At 75.6% G+C, this 16,307-nt stretch carries 15 protein-coding genes and 1 riboswitch; of the genes, 7 read left to right on the top strand and 8 right to left on the bottom strand.

Annotated features, from left to right (window positions below; translation table 11 throughout):
* Positions 1 to 111: 111 nt before the first annotated feature.
* Positions 112 to 1,794: a PP2C family protein-serine/threonine phosphatase gene (locus BLS21_RS18865; RefSeq protein ID WP_175479642.1), complete on the bottom strand. Its 1,683-nt coding sequence runs from the start codon at positions 1,792 to 1,794 to the stop codon at positions 112 to 114.
* An 87-nt stretch (positions 1,795 to 1,881) separates the two neighbouring features.
* Entirely contained in the window at positions 1,882 to 2,163 is a 282-nt protein-coding gene (locus BLS21_RS18860; RefSeq protein ID WP_091222099.1) for a DUF1905 domain-containing protein, read from the bottom strand.
* A gap of 104 nt (positions 2,164 to 2,267) precedes the next feature.
* On the opposite strand from BLS21_RS18860, the gene BLS21_RS18855 reads away from it, so the two are divergent.
* On the top strand, positions 2,268 to 3,920 hold the full coding sequence (locus tag BLS21_RS18855; protein WP_091222096.1) for a Na+/H+ antiporter: 1,653 nt from the start codon (positions 2,268 to 2,270) through the stop codon (positions 3,918 to 3,920).
* Between the two features lie 9 nt (positions 3,921 to 3,929).
* On the opposite strand, the gene chrA is transcribed toward BLS21_RS18855, so the two are convergent.
* The 4 genes from chrA to BLS21_RS18835 are packed head-to-tail and all read right to left on the bottom strand — an operon-like array spanning position 3,930 to position 7,260.
* Entirely contained in the window at positions 3,930 to 5,312 is a 1,383-nt protein-coding gene (chrA, locus tag BLS21_RS18850) for a chromate efflux transporter (RefSeq protein ID WP_091222095.1), read from the bottom strand.
* Between the two features lie 18 nt (positions 5,313 to 5,330).
* On the bottom strand, positions 5,331 to 5,762 hold the full coding sequence (locus tag BLS21_RS18845) for a chromate resistance protein ChrB domain-containing protein (protein ID WP_091222093.1): 432 nt from the start codon (positions 5,760 to 5,762) through the stop codon (positions 5,331 to 5,333).
* The gene (locus BLS21_RS18840) at positions 5,759 to 6,241 is read right to left on the bottom strand and encodes a Chromate resistance protein ChrB (protein ID WP_245700564.1); all 483 of its coding nucleotides are present in this window, start codon (positions 6,239 to 6,241) and stop codon (positions 5,759 to 5,761) included. Before BLS21_RS18840 ends, BLS21_RS18845 begins: the two co-directional genes overlap by 4 nt.
* Before the next feature lie 44 nt (positions 6,242 to 6,285).
* Positions 6,286 to 7,260, bottom strand: a complete 975-nt coding sequence (locus BLS21_RS18835) for a sulfotransferase (protein WP_091222479.1) — start codon at positions 7,258 to 7,260, stop codon at positions 6,286 to 6,288.
* Positions 7,261 to 7,337: 77 nt separating this feature from the next.
* On the opposite strand from BLS21_RS18835, the gene BLS21_RS18830 reads away from it, so the two are divergent.
* The 4 genes from BLS21_RS18830 to scpC all read left to right on the top strand — a co-directional run bounded on the left by BLS21_RS18830 (position 7,338) and on the right by scpC (position 11,840).
* Positions 7,338 to 8,264, top strand: coding sequence for a glycoside hydrolase family 32 protein (locus BLS21_RS18830; protein ID WP_091222090.1), 927 nt, complete (start codon positions 7,338 to 7,340; stop codon positions 8,262 to 8,264).
* Positions 8,265 to 8,307: 43 nt separating this feature from the next.
* A riboswitch (SAM riboswitch) is annotated at positions 8,308 to 8,420 on the bottom strand.
* Positions 8,421 to 8,647: 227 nt separating this feature from the next.
* The gene (locus BLS21_RS18825; protein WP_217636204.1) at positions 8,648 to 9,181 is read left to right on the top strand and encodes a cysteine dioxygenase; all 534 of its coding nucleotides are present in this window, start codon (positions 8,648 to 8,650) and stop codon (positions 9,179 to 9,181) included.
* 235 nt (positions 9,182 to 9,416) lie between these two features.
* The gene (locus tag BLS21_RS18820) at positions 9,417 to 10,307 is read left to right on the top strand and encodes an alpha/beta fold hydrolase (RefSeq protein WP_091222087.1); all 891 of its coding nucleotides are present in this window, start codon (positions 9,417 to 9,419) and stop codon (positions 10,305 to 10,307) included.
* Between the two features lie 9 nt (positions 10,308 to 10,316).
* The gene (gene scpC / locus BLS21_RS18815; RefSeq protein WP_091222085.1) at positions 10,317 to 11,840 is read left to right on the top strand and encodes a succinyl-CoA:acetate CoA-transferase ScpC; all 1,524 of its coding nucleotides are present in this window, start codon (positions 10,317 to 10,319) and stop codon (positions 11,838 to 11,840) included.
* A gap of 10 nt (positions 11,841 to 11,850) precedes the next feature.
* Here the strand turns inward: scpC and BLS21_RS18810 are convergent, their stop codons facing one another.
* On the bottom strand, positions 11,851 to 12,450 hold the full coding sequence (locus BLS21_RS18810) for a YceI family protein (protein ID WP_091222081.1): 600 nt from the start codon (positions 12,448 to 12,450) through the stop codon (positions 11,851 to 11,853).
* A gap of 154 nt (positions 12,451 to 12,604) precedes the next feature.
* Between BLS21_RS18810 and BLS21_RS18805 the strand changes: the two genes are divergently transcribed.
* A complete protein-coding gene (locus tag BLS21_RS18805; protein ID WP_091222078.1) occupies positions 12,605 to 12,985 on the top strand; it encodes a hypothetical protein in 381 nt (126 codons plus the stop codon).
* A 10-nt stretch (positions 12,986 to 12,995) separates the two neighbouring features.
* A complete protein-coding gene (locus BLS21_RS18800) occupies positions 12,996 to 14,297 on the top strand; it encodes an ANTAR domain-containing protein (protein ID WP_091222076.1) in 1,302 nt (433 codons plus the stop codon).
* A 79-nt stretch (positions 14,298 to 14,376) separates the two neighbouring features.
* Here BLS21_RS18800 and BLS21_RS18795 read toward each other — a convergent pair whose 3' ends face one another.
* Complete coding sequence (locus BLS21_RS18795; RefSeq protein WP_091222073.1) at positions 14,377 to 16,305, bottom strand: CheR family methyltransferase; 1,929 nt, start codon at positions 16,303 to 16,305, stop codon at positions 14,377 to 14,379.
* Positions 16,306 to 16,307: the final 2 nt, after the last annotated feature.

The raw sequence follows: 16,307 nt of genomic DNA, 5'->3' as shown, positions 1-16,307 counted from the left end.
CGGACGCCATCGTGACCGACCGCGACCTCGCCCGCACCCTCAGCAGCAACCGGCCCGCGAGACGTCCAGGGACCAGGGACTGGCCCGGAACAGACCCCGACGGGGCGCCGGTCAGCCGTCGTCCTGGGCCCCTCCGTCCTGCGCCTGGCAGCGCACGGCGACGACCGCGACGTCGTCGTCCGGCCGGTCCCCGACGATCCGCCCGATGAGCGCGTCGCACAGCCGGTCCACCGGGACCGCGCCCAGCTCGCGGACCGCGGCCACCAGCCGGTCGGTGCCCTCGTCGATGCCGGTGCGGCCCTGCTCGACCAGCCCGTCGGTGTAGAAGAGCAGCGTGTCGCCGGCGCCGACCTCGGCCACCGCGTCGGTCCGGGGACGGGTCGACTCGGCGCCGAGCAGCGTCTGCGGCTCGCTCGCCAGCAGCTCCACCCGGCCGTCCCCGTGCAGGAGCAGCGGCGGCAGGTGCCCGGCCGAGGACCAGCGCAGCACCCGCCGCCCGCTGCCGACCAGTTCCCGCGGCTGCTCGAGGCGGGCGATCAGCGCGGTGGCCAGGGTGCCGATCCGCAGGCCGGTGAGCGCGGCGTCCACCCGGGCGAGCACCCGCGCCGGGGCCTCGTTCCGGTCGTAGGCGATGCCGCGCAGGATGCTGCGCACCTGCCCCATCGCCGCGGCCGCGTCGACGTTGTGGCCGACGACGTCGCCGATCACCAGCAGCGTCGCGCCGTCGGGCTGCTGGAAGGCGTCGTACCAGTCGCCGCCGACGTGCAGCGTGCTCGACGCCGGCAGGTAGCGGACGGCGATCTCCAGGTCGTCGGGCTGCGGCGGCGGGGTGAGCAGGCTGCGCTGCAGGGTCTCGGCGACGGCGAGCTGGCGGCCGTAGAGCCGGGCGTTGTCGATGGCCAGCGAGGCGCGGCGGGCCACCTCCACCGCCGTGGCGATCTCCATCTCGCTGTGCGGCGGCCGGGTCGAGCTGTTGACCAGCCCGAGGACGCCGAAGGTCTCCGCACGCGCGCGCAGCGGGACGACGGTGATCGACCCGGAGTCCAGCCGCTCCCAGGCCGCGCGGATCTCCTCGCTGCCGCCGAACGCCGGCTCCACCATCGCCGGGTCGATGGTGGGCAGGTGGATCGGTTCGCCGGTGAGCAGCGCGGTCGCCATCGGGTTGTCGTCGACGGCGGTGCGCACCCTCCTGGTCAGGTAGAGGTCGAGGTCGTCCGCCCGGGCGGGGTCGCGGTGCGCCCAGCCCTCGTCGGCGGGGGCCCCGTCGTCCCCCATCACGCTGACCAGGGCCCAGTCGCACAGCCGGGGGACGACGAGGCCGACCAGGGTGGCCACCGACTCGCGCGGGTCCAGGGTGCTGACCATCGACTCGCTGACCTCGGCGAGGAACCGCAGCCGGTCGTCCTCGGCCGGATCGGTCGCGGGACCGGCCGGCCCCTCGGGCACCGGGCCGGTGCTGCGCCGCAGCGAGACGTGCAGCCGGTCGCCAGCCCGCCGCGCGGTGGCGTCGAGCCAGCTGCCGGCCGGCGGGTAGTAGCCGCGCCAGGTGACCCGGCCGCCGACGCTGCGGGCGTGCAGCAGGAAGCTGTGGAAGATCGTGCCGGCCAGCTCGGGCAGCGCGATCCAGATGTTGCGGCCGGTCAGCTCCTCCCGCCGGCGGCCGAGCAGGTCGGCGGTCGCCTGGTCGACCGAGACCAGCGTCCAGTCGCCGTCGAAGACCGCGGCGCCGGGCACCGGCACGTCCGCCGTCGGGGACGCCGGGACGACCGCCGCGGACGCTGCCGCCTCGCTCACGTCGCCCCCCGCCTCCGGTCGTGCAACCGCCGTTGACGGAGGGAATCTACGCCAGCGCGGCGGCCGTCCCGGGGGCGGCCGAGGGGGTCAGCCGAGGCGCCCTTCGAGGTGCACGGTGACCTCTTCGCCGGCCTCCTTGCCGATGGCCCGGCGGACGCCGGCGGCCACGGGGAGCTTGTGCGTGCCGTCGCCGAGGGCCATGAACGAGCTGCGGAACGGGTGGCCGTCGATGGAGCCGCGGACCTTGACCAGGCCGCGCGTCCCGAAGAACTCCGCGGAGCCGGGCATCTGCACGTAGGTCCAGCCCCCGGGCGCGGAGCTGCTGACCAGGGTCGCGGTGAACGCGGTGTCCAGCGGGGTGGTGGGCATCGTCGCCGTCCTCTCCTCGGGCTGTCACTGCTCCGACGGCGCGGGGAGCCGGAACTCATCGGCGCCGCCCTGCCCCGCCCCCGAGGCCGGGGAAGGATGTCGAGGTGCACGTGGAGACCCTGTTGCTGCTGGTCCTCGGCGCCGTCGCCCTCATCGTCGCCGTGCGCTGGGTGGCCGACCGCACCGGCCTGCCGGCGGCCGCGCTGCTGACGCTGACCGGCATCGCCTACGCCTACCTGCCCGGCCCGAACGTCGTGCTCGACCCCGAGCTGGTGCTCACGCTGGTGCTGCCGCCGCTGCTCTACAGCGCCGCGCTGGACAGCTCGCTGACGGCGATCCGCCGCAACCTGCGCACCGTGGTCAGCCTCTCGGTCCTCCTCGTGACGGCCACCGCCCTGCTCATCGGCGTCGGGTTCGCGCTGTTCGTCGCCGGGGCGACGCTGGCCGCCGGCATCGCACTCGGCGCAGCGGTGGCGCCCCCGGATCCGGTCGCGGCCCTCGCCGTCGGGCGCCGGGTGGGCCTGCCGCCACGTCTGGTCACCCTCATCCAGGGCGAGGGCCTGCTCAACGACGCGACCGCGCTGACCATCCTGTCGGTCGCCGTCACCGCGGCTCGGGGGGACGGGTTCTCCACACCGGCCGCCCTCGGCCAGTTCCTCGTGGTCGCGGCCGGGGGCGTCGCCGTCGGGGTGTTCGTCGCCCACGCCGTCCGGCCGCTGCGCCGGATCCGGCGCGACCCGCTGTCGTCGAACGCGATCTCCCTGGCCACGCCGTTCGTGGCCTACCTGCTGGCCGAGACGGTGCACGTCTCCGGGGTGCTGGCCGTCGTCGTCGCCGGGCTGGTCATCGGGCACAACAACCCCAGTTGGGCGTCGGGCGCCAGCCGGCTGCAGACCGAGGCGGTCTGGCGGCTGGTGGCCTTCCTGCTCGAGGGCGTCGTCTTCCTGCTCATCGGCCAGCAGCTGCCCGCGGTGATCAGCGGGCTGGGCCAGTACGACACCGGCACGGTCGTCACGGCGGCGTCGATCACCGTCGGCGTCGTGCTGCTGCTGCGGCCGCTGTGGCTGTGGCTGACCGAGCACCTGCCGCAGTCGCTGCACACCCGGCTGGGCGGCGAGGACGTGGCCGGGCAGGACGGCGACCCGCGGACGGTGCTGCAGCGGCTCACCGGAGGGGAGATCGCCGTCCTCAGCTGGGCCGGCACCCGCGGGGTGATCAGCCTGGCGGCGATCTTCACCCTGCCGCTGACGACCGAGACCGGCGCACCGTTCCCCGACCGCGACCTGCTGCTGTTCTGCGCCTTCCTGGCCGTGCTGGTCACCCTCGTCGGGCAGGGCCTCACCTTCGCGCCGCTGGTGCGCGCGCTGGGCCTGCGCGCCGACGAGGCCGACCAGGCCCGGCTGCGCAACGAGGCGCGGGCCGCGTCGGTGGAGGCCGGGCTGCGGCGGCTGGACGAGCTGGCCGCCGAGCAGCACGACCACGTCGACGACGACGCCATCGAGGCGATCCGCTCCCAGCTGCAGGGCCGGCTGGACCGCTACCGGCGCCGGCTGGACGTGCTGCAGGGCGCCGAGGGCGGCGAGGTGCCGATGTCCCCGCAGTACGAGGCCGCCCTGCGGGTGCGCCGCGCGGTGCTCACCGCCCAGCGGGAGGAGCTGCTGCACTGGCGCGACGTGGGCCGGCTGCCCGACGAGGGGCTGCGCCGGCTCGAGCGCGAGCTCGACCACGAGGAGGGCCGGCTGCCGGCCCGCGGCTGAGGCCGGCCGTCAGCTGACGGGCAGCCCGGCCAGCCCGGCGACCAGGCCCAGCAGGGCGCACACGCCGAGGGTCCGCAGCACCGACCAGCGCAGCCGGAACAGCAGCACCGCCGCGAGGAGCGCGATCGCCAGCGGCACCGGCCGCAGGGTCGACGGGTCGGGCAGCTCCAGGTGCAGCGGCCCGCGGTCGACGTCGACGGTCCGGGAGAACAGCGTGTGGACGGCGAAGTAGACGCCCAGGTTGGCGATCACGCCGACCACCGCCGCGGTGATGCCGGTCAGCGCCGACGACAGCGACTGGTTGCCGCGCAGCCGCTCCATGTAGGGCGCACCCAGCAGCACGAACAGGAAGCTCGGCACGAAGGTCACCCAGGTGACGAGCAGCGAGGCCAGGACGGCGGCGACCCACGGGTCGAGCGTGCCCGGGTCGCGGTACGCGCCGAGGAAGGCGACGAACTGCACCACCATGATCAGCGGTCCGGGCGTCGTCTCGGCCAGTGCCAGCCCGCGCACCATCTCCCGCGGCCCGAGCCAGCCGTGGGTCTCCACCGCCTGCTGGGCCACGTAGGCCAGCACGGCGTAGGCACCGCCGAAGGTGACGACCGCGGTCCCGGAGAAGAACAGCCCCTGCTGGGTGAAGACGCTGCCGGCGCCGGTCAGCAGCGCGACCGCGGCCACCGGCACGCCCCACACGAGCAAGCCGACGAGCAGCACCCGCAGCGTCCGGCGCGCGGTCGGCGGCTCGGCGTGCAGGGCGTCGTCGCTGATGACCGGCGGCGGGCCGTCGTCCCCCGCGGCGGCCGCCTTCTGCGGCAGCGCAGCCGGTCGCCAGCGACCCAGAGCCCAGCCGGCGGCGCCGGCCAGCGCCACGACCAGCGGGAACGGGACACCGAACAGGGCCAGGGCGAGGAACGCCGCGACCGCGACCGCGGCCAGCGCCCGGCTGTCCAGCGCGCGCTTCGCGACCCGCTGCACGGCCTGGGCGACGATCGCCAGCACGGCGGGGGCGAGCCCGGCGAACACCGCGAGGACGGCGGTGGTGTCGCCGAAGGCGACGTAGACCGCCGAGAGCACCAGCAGTGCGACGACACCGGGGAGCACGAACAGCCCACCGGCCACCAGCCCGCCACGGGTCCCGTGCAGCAGCCAGCCGACGTAGGTGGCCAGCTGCTGGGCCTCGGGACCGGGCAGCAGCATGCAGTAGTTCATGGCGTGCAGGAACCGGCGCTGACCGATCCAGCGGTGCTCGTCGACGAGCGTGCGCTGCATGACCGCGATCTGCCCGGCCGGGCCGCCGAAGGTCTGCAGCGAGATGAGGAACCACGCCCGCACCGCGGTGCGGAAGGGCACGACCGTCTGCTGGTGCGGCCGGGCGGGGGTGTCGGCGTCCACGGGTGTCCTCGCAGGGGGTCAGGCCGGCTCGCGGCCGAGCAGCAGGCGACGGCGGTGGTACTCGTACAGCCCGTCGAAGAGCGGGCCGGCCACGGCGAGGGTCTGCTCGTCGGTGCCGGTCATCGACAACCCGCGCAGCAGGACGTCGAGCCCGGCGGCCTCCGGGGCGTCGAAGCGCCCGTCGTCGAGGTCGGCCTCGTGCACCGCCTCGGCGATCCGCCAGAGCACCGGGTCGGTGAGCTCGTAGCGGCGCAGGATCGTCTCGAAGGTGCAGTCGCTCCCGACGTGGCCGAGCGCCACCCCGCGCATGTCGAACGGGGTGGCGTCGGGGGGCACGTCGGCCGGGTCGGCGACGAAGACGAACTCCGCCGCAGGGTCGAGGAAGCGGCGGATCAGCCAGGCACAGGCGGCGCGGTCGATGTGCACGCCGGCACGGGTCGCCCACCTCACCGCGTCACCTGCTCGGTCGCGGCGGCCTCGCCCAGCGCGCGCAGGGCCCGGACGGCGTCCTCCCGCTCTGGTGGCGGGAAGAAGTCCCGCCGGCCGATGGCGCGGAACTCGGTGCGCAGCCGGCGCAGCGCCCGGGACCGCTCGGCCGGCTCGGCAGCCACGGCGGTGGAGCACTCCTCGGCCAGCCCCCGGTACTCCGCGGCCCGTGCCGCGGCCATCCCGGCGGCGAGCTCACGCTCCTGCGCGGCGCCGGCCGGGCGCGCCACCCACAGCCCGGCCGTGCCGCCGGCCGCGAGGACGTCGTCGGCCAGCCACTCCAGCGACTCGCGGGTGCGGGCGTCGGCCGGCAGCGCCACCAGGCCGTCGGCGAGCTGGGCCACGCCGAGCCGGCGCAGCCGCCGCCACAGCGTCGTCCGCGGGCCCGAGGGCTCGCGCGGCAGCCGGTAGGACATCAGCACCCACTCGCCCGTCGCGGCCACGCGCAAATGCAACCATGGTTGCAGTGATCCGTCCAGGGCACCGGTCAGGACGGTGTGCTCCGCGCGGCTCGCGAGCGGAAGTCGCCGCGTCCGGTGTCCCCCTTCCAGTCGGCGAAGGACTCGCCGGTCAGCTCCTCGAGCAGCTCGATGTCGGGCAGCAGCGGCTCGAGCACCTCGCGGCGGACCCCGACCGGCATCGGCGGGCGCGGCGCCCGCCCGGCGTGCAGGGCCGCCACCAGCGGGCGGCTGGCCTGCCGCCACACCTGCGGCGGCGCGTACGCGCCCAGGGCCGCGCCGACGCGGACGACCCGGGACAGCCCGCGGTACCGAGCGGTGTCCGCGACGTACGGCTTGACGTTCTCCGGCGGGACGGCGTGCGCGACGCCGGGCGCCACGCCCAGGAAGGCGCTGACCCGGTCGAGGGTCTCCCGCGGGTCGTCGACCACCTGCCGGTAGCGCAGCAGCAGCACCTGCTCCCTGGGCACGTGCCGGTACAGGTCGCGCAGCTGCTCCCCGTAGCGGCCCAGCCCCCGGTAGTGCCAGAACGGCGCCCACCCGTCGGCGACCCGCCGCTGCTCCCGCCGCACCGCGGTCAGGAAGTCCGCCTCGGGCTCGAGCCCGTCGGCGCGCAGGTGCACCCAGTTCGACCACGCCCGGTCCACCGGGTCCCGGACGACGGCGACGACCCTGACGTCCGGGACGTCGGCGGCCAGCCGGGCCTGGGCCGCACGGTCGTACAGGTAGAACGGCGTGCTCTCGCCGCGCACGGCCGACTCGGGCGCGGCGGCGAACAGCGCGAGGTAGTCCGCGCGCCGCCAGATCCACTCCCGGGCGCTGTGCGCGTCGCCGGGGCCGCGCTGCCCCGACCGCGGCGGCGGCCGGCCGTCGGTGAGGTAGTACTTCGGCTCCTTGACCGGCGAGAGGTACAGGCCGGGGTGGGTGGCCAGGGCGGCGTGCAGCGCCGTCGTCCCGGCCTTGGGGGCGCCGGCGATGACGAACTGCGGCAGGCGTCCGGTCACGAGGAGGTCCTCCTGGTCGGGTCGCGGTCGGATGCACACTGGGCGGCGTCCCCCTCGGTCGAACCCGGAGCTGCCGCGTGCCCAGCCACCCCGCCCCGACGTCTCTCCTGCGCCCGCCGGCCCCCGACCGGTTCTGGGCCGACGCCGAGGTGGTGCTGGAGCCGGAGGACCCACGCCCGGGCTCGTGGGCCGGCGGCCCCTCGGCCCAGCTGGTCGACAGGACGTGGTGGCTGGCCGCCCGGCTGCGCCGGCCGGTCGGCGAGGGCCGCGGGTTCGCCAACGTGGTGTCGCGGTCCGACGACGGGGTGCGGTTCACCCCGGTGGTCGCGGTCGGCAAGGACCGCTTCGGCGCCGAGTCGCTCGAGCGCCCCGCCCTCGTGCACACCCCCGAGGGTCGCTGGCGGCTCTACGTCAGCTGCGCGACGCCGGGCACCAAGCACTGGCGGGTCGACCTGCTCGAGGCCGACGACGTCGAGGGGCTGGCGACGGCCGAGCCGCGGACCGTGCTGCCGGGCAGCGACCGCGAGGCGGTCAAGGACCCGGTCGTCCGGCACGACGGGCGGCAGTGGCACCTGTGGGCCTCGGTGCACCCGCTCGACGACCCGGACGCCACCGACCGGATGACCACGGAGCACGCCACCAGCCCCGACGGCGTCGACTGGACCTGGCGGGGCACCGCCCTGGCCGGCACCCCGGGCAGCTGGGACGCCCGCGGGGTGCGGTTCGCGACCGTCGTGCTGGACGGCGACCGGACCTGGGCCCTCTACGACGGGCGCGCCACGACCGGCGAGAACTGGGAGGAGCGCACCGGGCTCGCGGAGGCCGGCGACGATGGCCGGTTCACCGCGGCGGCGGCCGGCCCGCTGCTGCAGAGCCCGTACCCGCCGCACGGGCTGCGCTACGCCGACGTGGTGGCGCTGCCCGGGGGCGGTGCGCGGTGGTTCTACGAGGCCACCCGGCCCGACGGCGCGCACGAGCTGCGCACGGTGCTGCTCGACGCCTGACCGCGGCACGCAGCGCTCCTCGCATCCGGGGCCCGGCGTGCGGGGCCCGCGCTTGCGGGTGCCGGTCGGCACCCGCCAGGTCGTCACCCGGGGCACCCCGTCGCGGAGGAGGGTTGCCGGCCAGCGAGCCGGGGCTCGTCGCTGGCGCTCGTGACCCGCCGGGAGCGTGACACGCCGCCTCGATTCCCGTCAAACCCGATCGAGGTGGTAGGGATTGGTCCGTGCCCGCCGCCCCGACCGTCTCCGCCGCCTCGCCGCGGCTGGTCCGGCGCGTGCACGTCGACCTCGGCCGGGTCTGGTCCGCCGCCTGTCGCTGACGGCGCCCTCCCCTCCCGGCCGCCGACCCGCGCGACCGGACCCCGACCTCCCCGAGGAGACCCGTCGTGTCCCGATCCCTGCTGTCCCCTGCCCACCTGCGCCCGGCCCGCCCGGCCGACTCCCGCACCGGCTCCGCCGCGCTCGCCGCGGCGCTGGCCGTCGCGGCCGACCGCTGGCTGCCGCTGGTCGGGTACCGCGCCGAGAGCCGGTGGAGCGCACCGCTCCCCCACGACGCCGCCGCCGCCGTCCTCGACCCGTCCCTGCACGAGGACCTGGCCCGCGCCCAGGTCTGGCTGCTGTCCTGGCTGCCCGGCCAGGGCACCGGCCTGCACGACCACGGCGGCTCCGCCGGTGCCCTCGCCGTCGTCCGCGGCACGCTGTCCGAGGAGGTGGGCGCCCGGGCGGGCGCCACCGAGCTCACCGCGGGCCGGGTGCGCCACTTCGGCCCCCACCACGTGCACCGGGTGACCAACTCCGGCGCCGAGGCGGCGGTGAGCGTGCACGTCTACACGCCGCGGCTCACGGTGATGAACACCTACCGCGTCGAGGGGCGACTGCTGGTGCGCACCGGCACCGAGCGCGCCGGCGTCGACTGGTGAAGGACCCTCCTGCCCCCCGCCACTCGTCGAAGGACCCCGTCCCTCTCACCCCTCGCAGGCTCGGGGTGAGCCTCCGGACGGGGCCAGCGGGACCTGGAAGAGGGCCGCCCGTGCCGCGGACGGGATCTCCGGGGGTCCGGTGCTGCCCACCCGCGGCACGCCGCCGGAGGGCGCTGCGTAGCGTGCGTCGCGGCTCCCGACGTCCGGGGCCCCGGACCCCGAGGAGCTGCCCCCGATGTCCCGCCCCGGAGCCCCGGAGACCCGCGAGGGCGTCCCCGCCTGGTTCGCCCGCGCGCTGGCCGGCGCCCCGGAGCACCGGGACGTCGTCGTCGACGGCGCGCGGGTCCACTACCGCGCGTGGGGCGAGCCGGGCCGGCCCGGGCTGGTCCTGGTGCACGGCGGCGCGGCGCACTCCGGCTGGTGGGACCACGTCGCCCCGCTGCTCGGCACGCACCGCGTGGTCGCCCTCGACCTGAGCGGCCACGGCGACAGCGGCCGGCGGGAGGTCTACGGGACCGGGCAGTGGGCCCGCGAGGTGCTCGCCGTCGCGGCCGCCGAGGGCCTCGCCCGCCCGGTGGTGCTCGGGCACAGCATGGGCGGCTGGGTGGCGCTGACCGTCGGCGTCGAGCACGGGGACGACGTCGCCGGCGTCGCCGTCATCGACTCGCCGCTGGACCGCCAGCCGCCCGAGGAGCAGCGGGTGCGCGCCCGGTCGCTGGGGCAGCGGGTGCACGCCGACCTCGAGACGGCGGTGGCGCGGTTCCGCACCCTGCCGCCGCAGGAGGTCTACCTCCCGCACGTCCGCGAGCACGTGGCCCGCGGCTCGCTGCGGCCGGTCGAGGGCGGGTGGACCTGGAAGTTCGACCCGACCTTCTCCGGCAACCGCCCGCTGGTGCGCCGGCTGCTGCCCCGCCTGGCGGCGCCGGCCGCGCTCTTCCGCTGCGAGCACGGCCTGGTGACCCCGGACATGGCCGCCGAGATGGCGGCCCTGGTGCCCGGCGGGCTGCCCGTGGTGGACCTGCCCGAGGCCGGCCACCACCCGATGCTCGACCAGCCCCTCGCCCTGGTCACCGCCGTCCGCACGCTGCTGGCGTTCTGGCCCACCGGATCGGCGCCGTCCGCGTAGCGTGACCGCATGGCGGGCTCAGGACGGATCCACCACCGCGGGCTGGCGCGGAAGGTCGTCCCGGCCGAGGAGGCCGCCGGGCACATCCGGCACGGCGACACCGTCGGGATGAGCGGCTTCACCGGCGCCGGCTACCCGAAGGCCGTCCCCCAGGCCCTCGCCCGGCGGATCTCCGACGTCCACGCCGCCGGGGACCCCTTCCGGGTCAACGTCTGGACCGGCGCCTCCACGGCCCCCGAGCTCGACGGCGCGCTGGCCGCCGCCGACGGCATCGAGCTGCGGCTGCCCTACCAGTCCGACCCGGTCAGCCGCGACAAGATCAACCGCGGCCTCATGGAGTACATCGACGTCCACCTGTCGCACGTGGCGCAGATGGCGTGGGAGGGGTTCCTCGGGCCGCTCGACGTCGCGGTCGTGGAGGTCAGCGGGATCACCACCGACGGCGGCCTGGTGCCGTCCTCGTCCGTGGGCAACAACAAGACCTGGCTGGACCGGGCCGACCGGGTGGTCCTCGAGGTCAACTCCTGGCAGAGCCCCGCGCTCGACGGGATGCACGACGTCTACTACGGCACCGCGCTGCCGCCGGCCCGGCGGCCGATCCAGCTGACCCGCCCGGACGAGCGGATCGGCGTGCCCTACCTGCGCTGCCCCGAGGACAAGGTCGTCGCCGTCGTCGAGACCGACTCCCCCGACCGCAACAGCGGCTTCGCCGCACCGGACGACGCCTCGCGGGCCATCGCCGGGCACGTCGTCGAGTTCCTCGAGCACGAGGTCGCCCGGGGCCGGGTCCCGCCCGAGCTGCTGCCGCTGCAGTCCGGTGTGGGCAACGTCGCCAACGCCGTCCTCGCCGGGCTCGGGTCGTCGTCCTTCGAGGGGCTGACCGCCTACACCGAGGTCATCCAGGACGGCATGCTCGACCTGCTGGGCACCGGCCGGATGGTGTCCGCGTCGGCGACCGCGTTCTCGCTGAGCCACGAGGGCATGACCCGCTTCGACGCCGAGGCGCAGATCCTGCGGGAGCGGATCCTGCTGCGGCCGCAGGAGATCAGCAACCACCCGGAGGTCATCCGGCGGCTGGGCGTGCTGGCGATGAACGGGCTGATCGAGGCCGACGTCTACGGCAACGTCAACTCCACCCACGTCATGGGCAGCCGCATCCAGAACGGCATCGGCGGCTCGGGCGACTTCGCCCGCAACGCCTACATCTCCTTCTTCACCACCCCGTCGACGGCCAAGGGCGGCGCGATCTCGACGATCGTGCCGATGGTCAGCCACGTCGACCACACCGAGCACGACGTCGCCGTCATCGTCACCGAGCAGGGGCTGGCCGACCTGCGCGGGCTGCCGCCGCGGCGGCGGGCGGAGCTGCTCATCGAGCGCTGCGCCCACCCCGACTACCGACCCCTGCTGCGCGACTACTACGAGCGGGCGCTGCGCGAGTCACCCGGCCGGCACACCCCGCACCTGCTGGCCGAGGCGCTGAGCTGGCACACCCGCTACCTGGCCGAGGGCTCGATGCTGCCCGCGGGCTAGTGGCGCCCCTTCAGGAGACGCGGACGGCGGAGACGTCGAACTCGATCTGGATGCGGTCGCTGACCAGCACGCCGCCGGTGTCCAGCGGGGTGTTCCAGGTCAGGCCCCAGTCGCTGCGCTTGATCGCCAGCGCGCCCTCGAAGCCGACCCGGGTGTTGCCGAACGGGTCCTTCGCCGAGCCGGTCAGCGAGAAGTCCACCGACACCGGCCGGGTGGTGTCCCGGATGGTGAGGTCACCGGTGACCGTGTAGGTCTCCTCGTCGACCTGCTCCACGTCGGTGGAGACGAAGACGATCTCGGGGTACGTCTCCACGTCGAGGAAGTCCGCGGAGCGCAGGTGCGCGTCGCGGTCGGCCTGACCGGTGTCGATGCTCGCCGTCCGGATGCGCAGCGACACCGAGCTGGCCGCCGGGTCGGCGACGTCGAGGTGCGCCGTCCCGGCGAAGTCGCCGAACGACCCGCGCACGGTGGTCACCATGGCGTGCCGGGCCCGGATGCCGATCCGGGTGTGCGCGACGTCGACCTCGTAGTCCCCGGTGACGTCGACGAGCGCGCTGGTGGCTGCGTCGAAGTCGGTGGGGTCCGCGTCAGGTGCCCGGTGCTTGCCCACGGTGGCCCTCCTTCCCCCTGTGCCCGCACCATCCTGGCTGATCCCGTCCCGCGGCGACACGCCAGGGTGCCGCACCGGGCGGTTGCGCAGCTCGCGGCCGTCGACGCGCCGGGACGACCGGGCGGCACCTTGCGCCGCCGAGGACGATCGTGGGGTGACCGAGAACGACCCCGGCCGCCGCGCCGCGGCACGGGCCGCGGAGGCCGCCCGGCGCGCCCGCGAACTGGCCGAGCGGCGCCGCGCGATGGCCGGGTCCGCCGGCAGCGGCGTGGACGACGCGCAGCAGGCCCAGCAGCGGGCCGCCGAGGCAGCCGACCACGCCCGGGTCGCCCTGGAACGGGCGATCACGGGCCACGAGCGGGCGGCGCAGAGCCACGAGGCCGCTGCCGAGGCCCACGACCGGGCGGCCGAGCGCGGCGTCGGGGACTCCGACGAGCACCGCCGCCGGGCTGCCGAGCACCGCCGCGAGGCGGTCGCCAACCGCTCCGCAGCGGCCGTCGACGCGCGGCGCGGCGCGCCCGCGCCCCGGCCCTGAGGAGGATCCCGTGTCGAACGACTCCCCCGACCCGGCCGAGCCCGGCGGGGCCACGCGGCCGATGCCGCCGGCCGCTGCGCTCGACGTGCTCGCCGACCTCGAGGTGGCCCACGAGGAGCTCAAGGTCGCCGAGGAGGAGGTGCGGGTCCAGCAGGAGCAGATCGAGGCGCTGCTGAGCCGGTACGAGGCGGAGCGCCGCTGGCGCAGCCAGCTCTCCGGCCTGGTGCCGGTGGCGCTCGCGCAGACCGACGGCGCGGGGAAGCTCGTGGACGCCAACCCCGCGCTGGCCGCGCTCCTGCGGGTGCCGCTGCCCCGGCTGGCCGGCAAGCCGCTGAGCGTCTACCTGCAGCCCGAGGACGTGCCGCCCTTCCGCTCGGCCGTCCGTGCCCTGGCGACCGGCGCGGCCGACCAGCAGCGGCTGCGGATCACCCTGACCGGTCGCGGGCCGGCCGCCACACGCGGGGAGCTGTTCGGCTTCCCGGACGCCGCGGCCGGGCAGACCGCCGAGACCCGGCTGCAGTGGGTGCTCCTGTCCGTCACCGAGGGCCCGGACGGGTCCGCCGCGCGACCGCCCGACTGGGGGCACGGGTCGGCCGACACCCTCGGCTTGGCCACCGCCCTCGCCGAGCTCGCCGCGCTGCCCCTCGGCAACGAGGACCGGCAGCGGCTGCTGTCCCGCATGGCGGTGCTGGTGCAGAGCGCCGTCCCGGCGTCCACCACGGTCAGCATCACCCTGGGCTCGCCCTTGGACCCCCAGCAGCTCGGCAGCGACTCCGCGGTGGCCCAGGAGCTGGACGGCCGGCAGCTGCAGGCCGGAGAGGGCCCGTGCTGGGACGCCCACGCCACCGGTGTCGTGGTGACCGTCGACGACCTCCCCTCCGACGACCGGTGGCCGCGACTGCGCCCGCTGCTCGCGGACAGCCCCGTGCGCAGCGTCCTCGCCCTGCCGTTGCGCGAGGGCGGCGAGCCGGTCGGCGTGGTGAACGTCTACGCCGCGCAGGCCGGCGCCTTCGCGGCGGACAAGCGGCGCATCGCCGAGCTGGTGACCGCCGCGGTCGGCGGGGTGCTGCAGAACGTGGCCGAGCGCGAGTCGCTGCGGGACCTGGCGGCGAACCTGGAGAAGGCGTTGACCTCCCGGGCGACCATCGACCAGGCCAAGGGCGTGCTCATGGCCCTCCTGGGGGTCGGCGCCGACGAGGCCTTCACGCGGCTGGTCGCGCTGAGCAACCGGCTCAACGTCAAGCTGCGCGACCTCGCCCTGCTGGTCGTCGACGGCCACGCGGCCGAGGTGATCGACGCCGCCCGCAGGTGACGCCCGGCCTGGTGACGTACTGGAACCGGCCACCCTCCAGGGCCCCGCGCCGAGCTCGCGAGGCGTGGGGGGGTGGTCCTTACCCGATCGGGTCCATGAGGACGACGGCGCCCGCCCGCTCGCCCGGCACCTCGGAGAAGGCGGTCACGGTGACGCGCACCCGCACCGACCGGCCGCGCCGGTTGACCGCGTCGAGCTCCAGCGTGTCGCCGTCCACGCCGTCCACGCCGTCCACGCCGTCGCCGAACGCCGCGACCTGCCGCCGCAGCAGCGGGTGCAGGCGGGTCATCGGCAGGCCCACGTCCAGGTCGAGCACGTGCCGGCCCCGCACCTCGTCCTGGCGCAGGCCCCACAGGTCCTCGGCGGCGGCGTTCCAGACCAGCACCCGCAGGTCGGCGTCCACCACGGCCACCCCGGCACGGAAGCTGCTGAGCACCCCGCTCATGAAGTGGTTCACCGCGCCGACCTCGTCGGTGGTGGCGCGCAGCTCCTCGTTGGCGGCGTGGAGCTCGTCGTTCATGGACTGGAGCTCCTCGTTCATCGTCTCCAGTTCCTCGTTGGTCGACTGGAGCTCCTCGTTGGTGGTCTCCAGCTCCTCGACCGTGGACTGCAGCTCCTCGTTCGTGGTCTCCAGTTCCTCGTTGGCCGACTGGAGCTCCTCGTAGGCCGTCTCCAGCTGGCGGTTGGCGAACTCCAGCTCCCCCTGCAGCCGCCGGTAGTGGGTGACGTCCTCGAAGACGACCGTGGTGCCCAGCAGTCCACCGTCCTCGCGGAGGAGCGGCACCACCTGGACGTCGAACAGCTGCGGCTCCTGGCCGACCCGGCGTCGCTCGACCCCGCGCACCCACAGCGGGCGGCGGGCCTGCGCGGCCTCGGCGATGGACCCGCGCAGCTCCACCGGGCGGTAGGAGACCTCGAGGTCCTGGAACGGCCGGCCGACGTCGCGCTGCTCGACCCCGAACAGCCGCTCGGCCTGGTGGTTGACCACGGCCAGCCGGCCCTCGCCGTCGATCGCCAGCTGGGCGGCCGGCCCGGACAGCAGCGCCTCGTGGCGCAGCCGGTCGAGGTCCTCGTCGGCCTGGGCAGGGACGGTGCGCGCCGCCGGGACGGCGGTGCGCCGGTCGAGGGCGGGGGCGCTGTCCCGCTTGCGGAAGAACCGGCGGGTGAGGTCGACGGGCGCGAAGAGCCGGTTGTGCGAGAACAGCATCTCGGCCTTGCCGAGGAACAGCAGGCCGGTCGGGTCGAGCGCGTAGTGCAGCCGGCCGAGGATGCGCGTCTGGGTCTCGACGGTGAAGTACATGAGGGTGTTGCGGCACAGCAGCAGGTCGATGTGCGAGATCGGCGCGTCCTGGACCAGGTCGTTGCGGCCGAAGATCACCGACCGGCGGAGGTCCTTGCGGAAGGCGAACCGGCCGTTCTCCGGCGTGAAGTACTCCTTCACCTGCGCGGGGCTCAGCCCGGCCATCTCCCGCTCGGTGTAGACGGCCTGCCGGGCGTGCGACAGCGCCTCCTCGTCGACGTCCGTGGCGTAGATCTTGACCCGCTCGCGGAACTCGTCGGCGCCGAGCGCGTCGGCCAGCAGGATGGCCAGGCTGTAGGCCTCCTGGCCCGACGCGCAGCCGGCGCTCCACACCCGGACGACCGGCCCGGCGGCGGCGAGCAGGCCGGGGAGCAGCGCCTCGCGCAGGTGGTCCCAGGCCGCGGTGTCGCGGAAGAAGCTGGTGACGTTGATCAGGATCGTGTTGAACAGCGGCGTGAACTCGTCGGGGTGGACCTCGAGGAAGTCCTGGTACTCGCCGAACGAGGCCACCCCGACCTCGGCCATCCGCCGCCGGATCCGCCGGCTCAGGCTGGGCCGCTTGTACCCGGTGAAGTCGAAGCCGCGGCGCTCGCGCAGGTAGACCAGCAGCCCCTCGAGGTCGGGGTCCGGACCGGTCGCCGCCTCGGTCGTCTCCTCGTCGGCGTCCTCGAGCGCCGCGTCGTCCTCCTGCCGGTCCTGCTCCTCCACCG

Origin of the sequence: Geodermatophilus siccatus (assembly GCF_900103785.1) — a bacterium.
GTDB classification, from domain to species: Bacteria; Actinomycetota; Actinomycetes; order Mycobacteriales; family Geodermatophilaceae; genus Geodermatophilus; species Geodermatophilus siccatus.
This window is presented reverse-complemented; position numbering and strand designations above follow the sequence as displayed.

Bases quoted from the DNA above. Each gene is read 5' to 3' on its own strand.
- scpC (WP_091222085.1), top strand. From the start codon at position 10,317: ATGGCGGGCTCAGGACGGATCCACCACCGCGGGCTGGCGCGGAAGGTC.
- BLS21_RS18820 (WP_091222087.1), top strand. From the start codon at position 9,417: ATGTCCCGCCCCGGAGCCCCGGAGACCCGCGAGGGCGTCCCCGCCTGG.
- BLS21_RS18860 (WP_091222099.1), bottom strand. From the start codon at position 2,163: ATGCCCACCACCCCGCTGGACACCGCGTTCACCGCGACCCTGGTCAGC.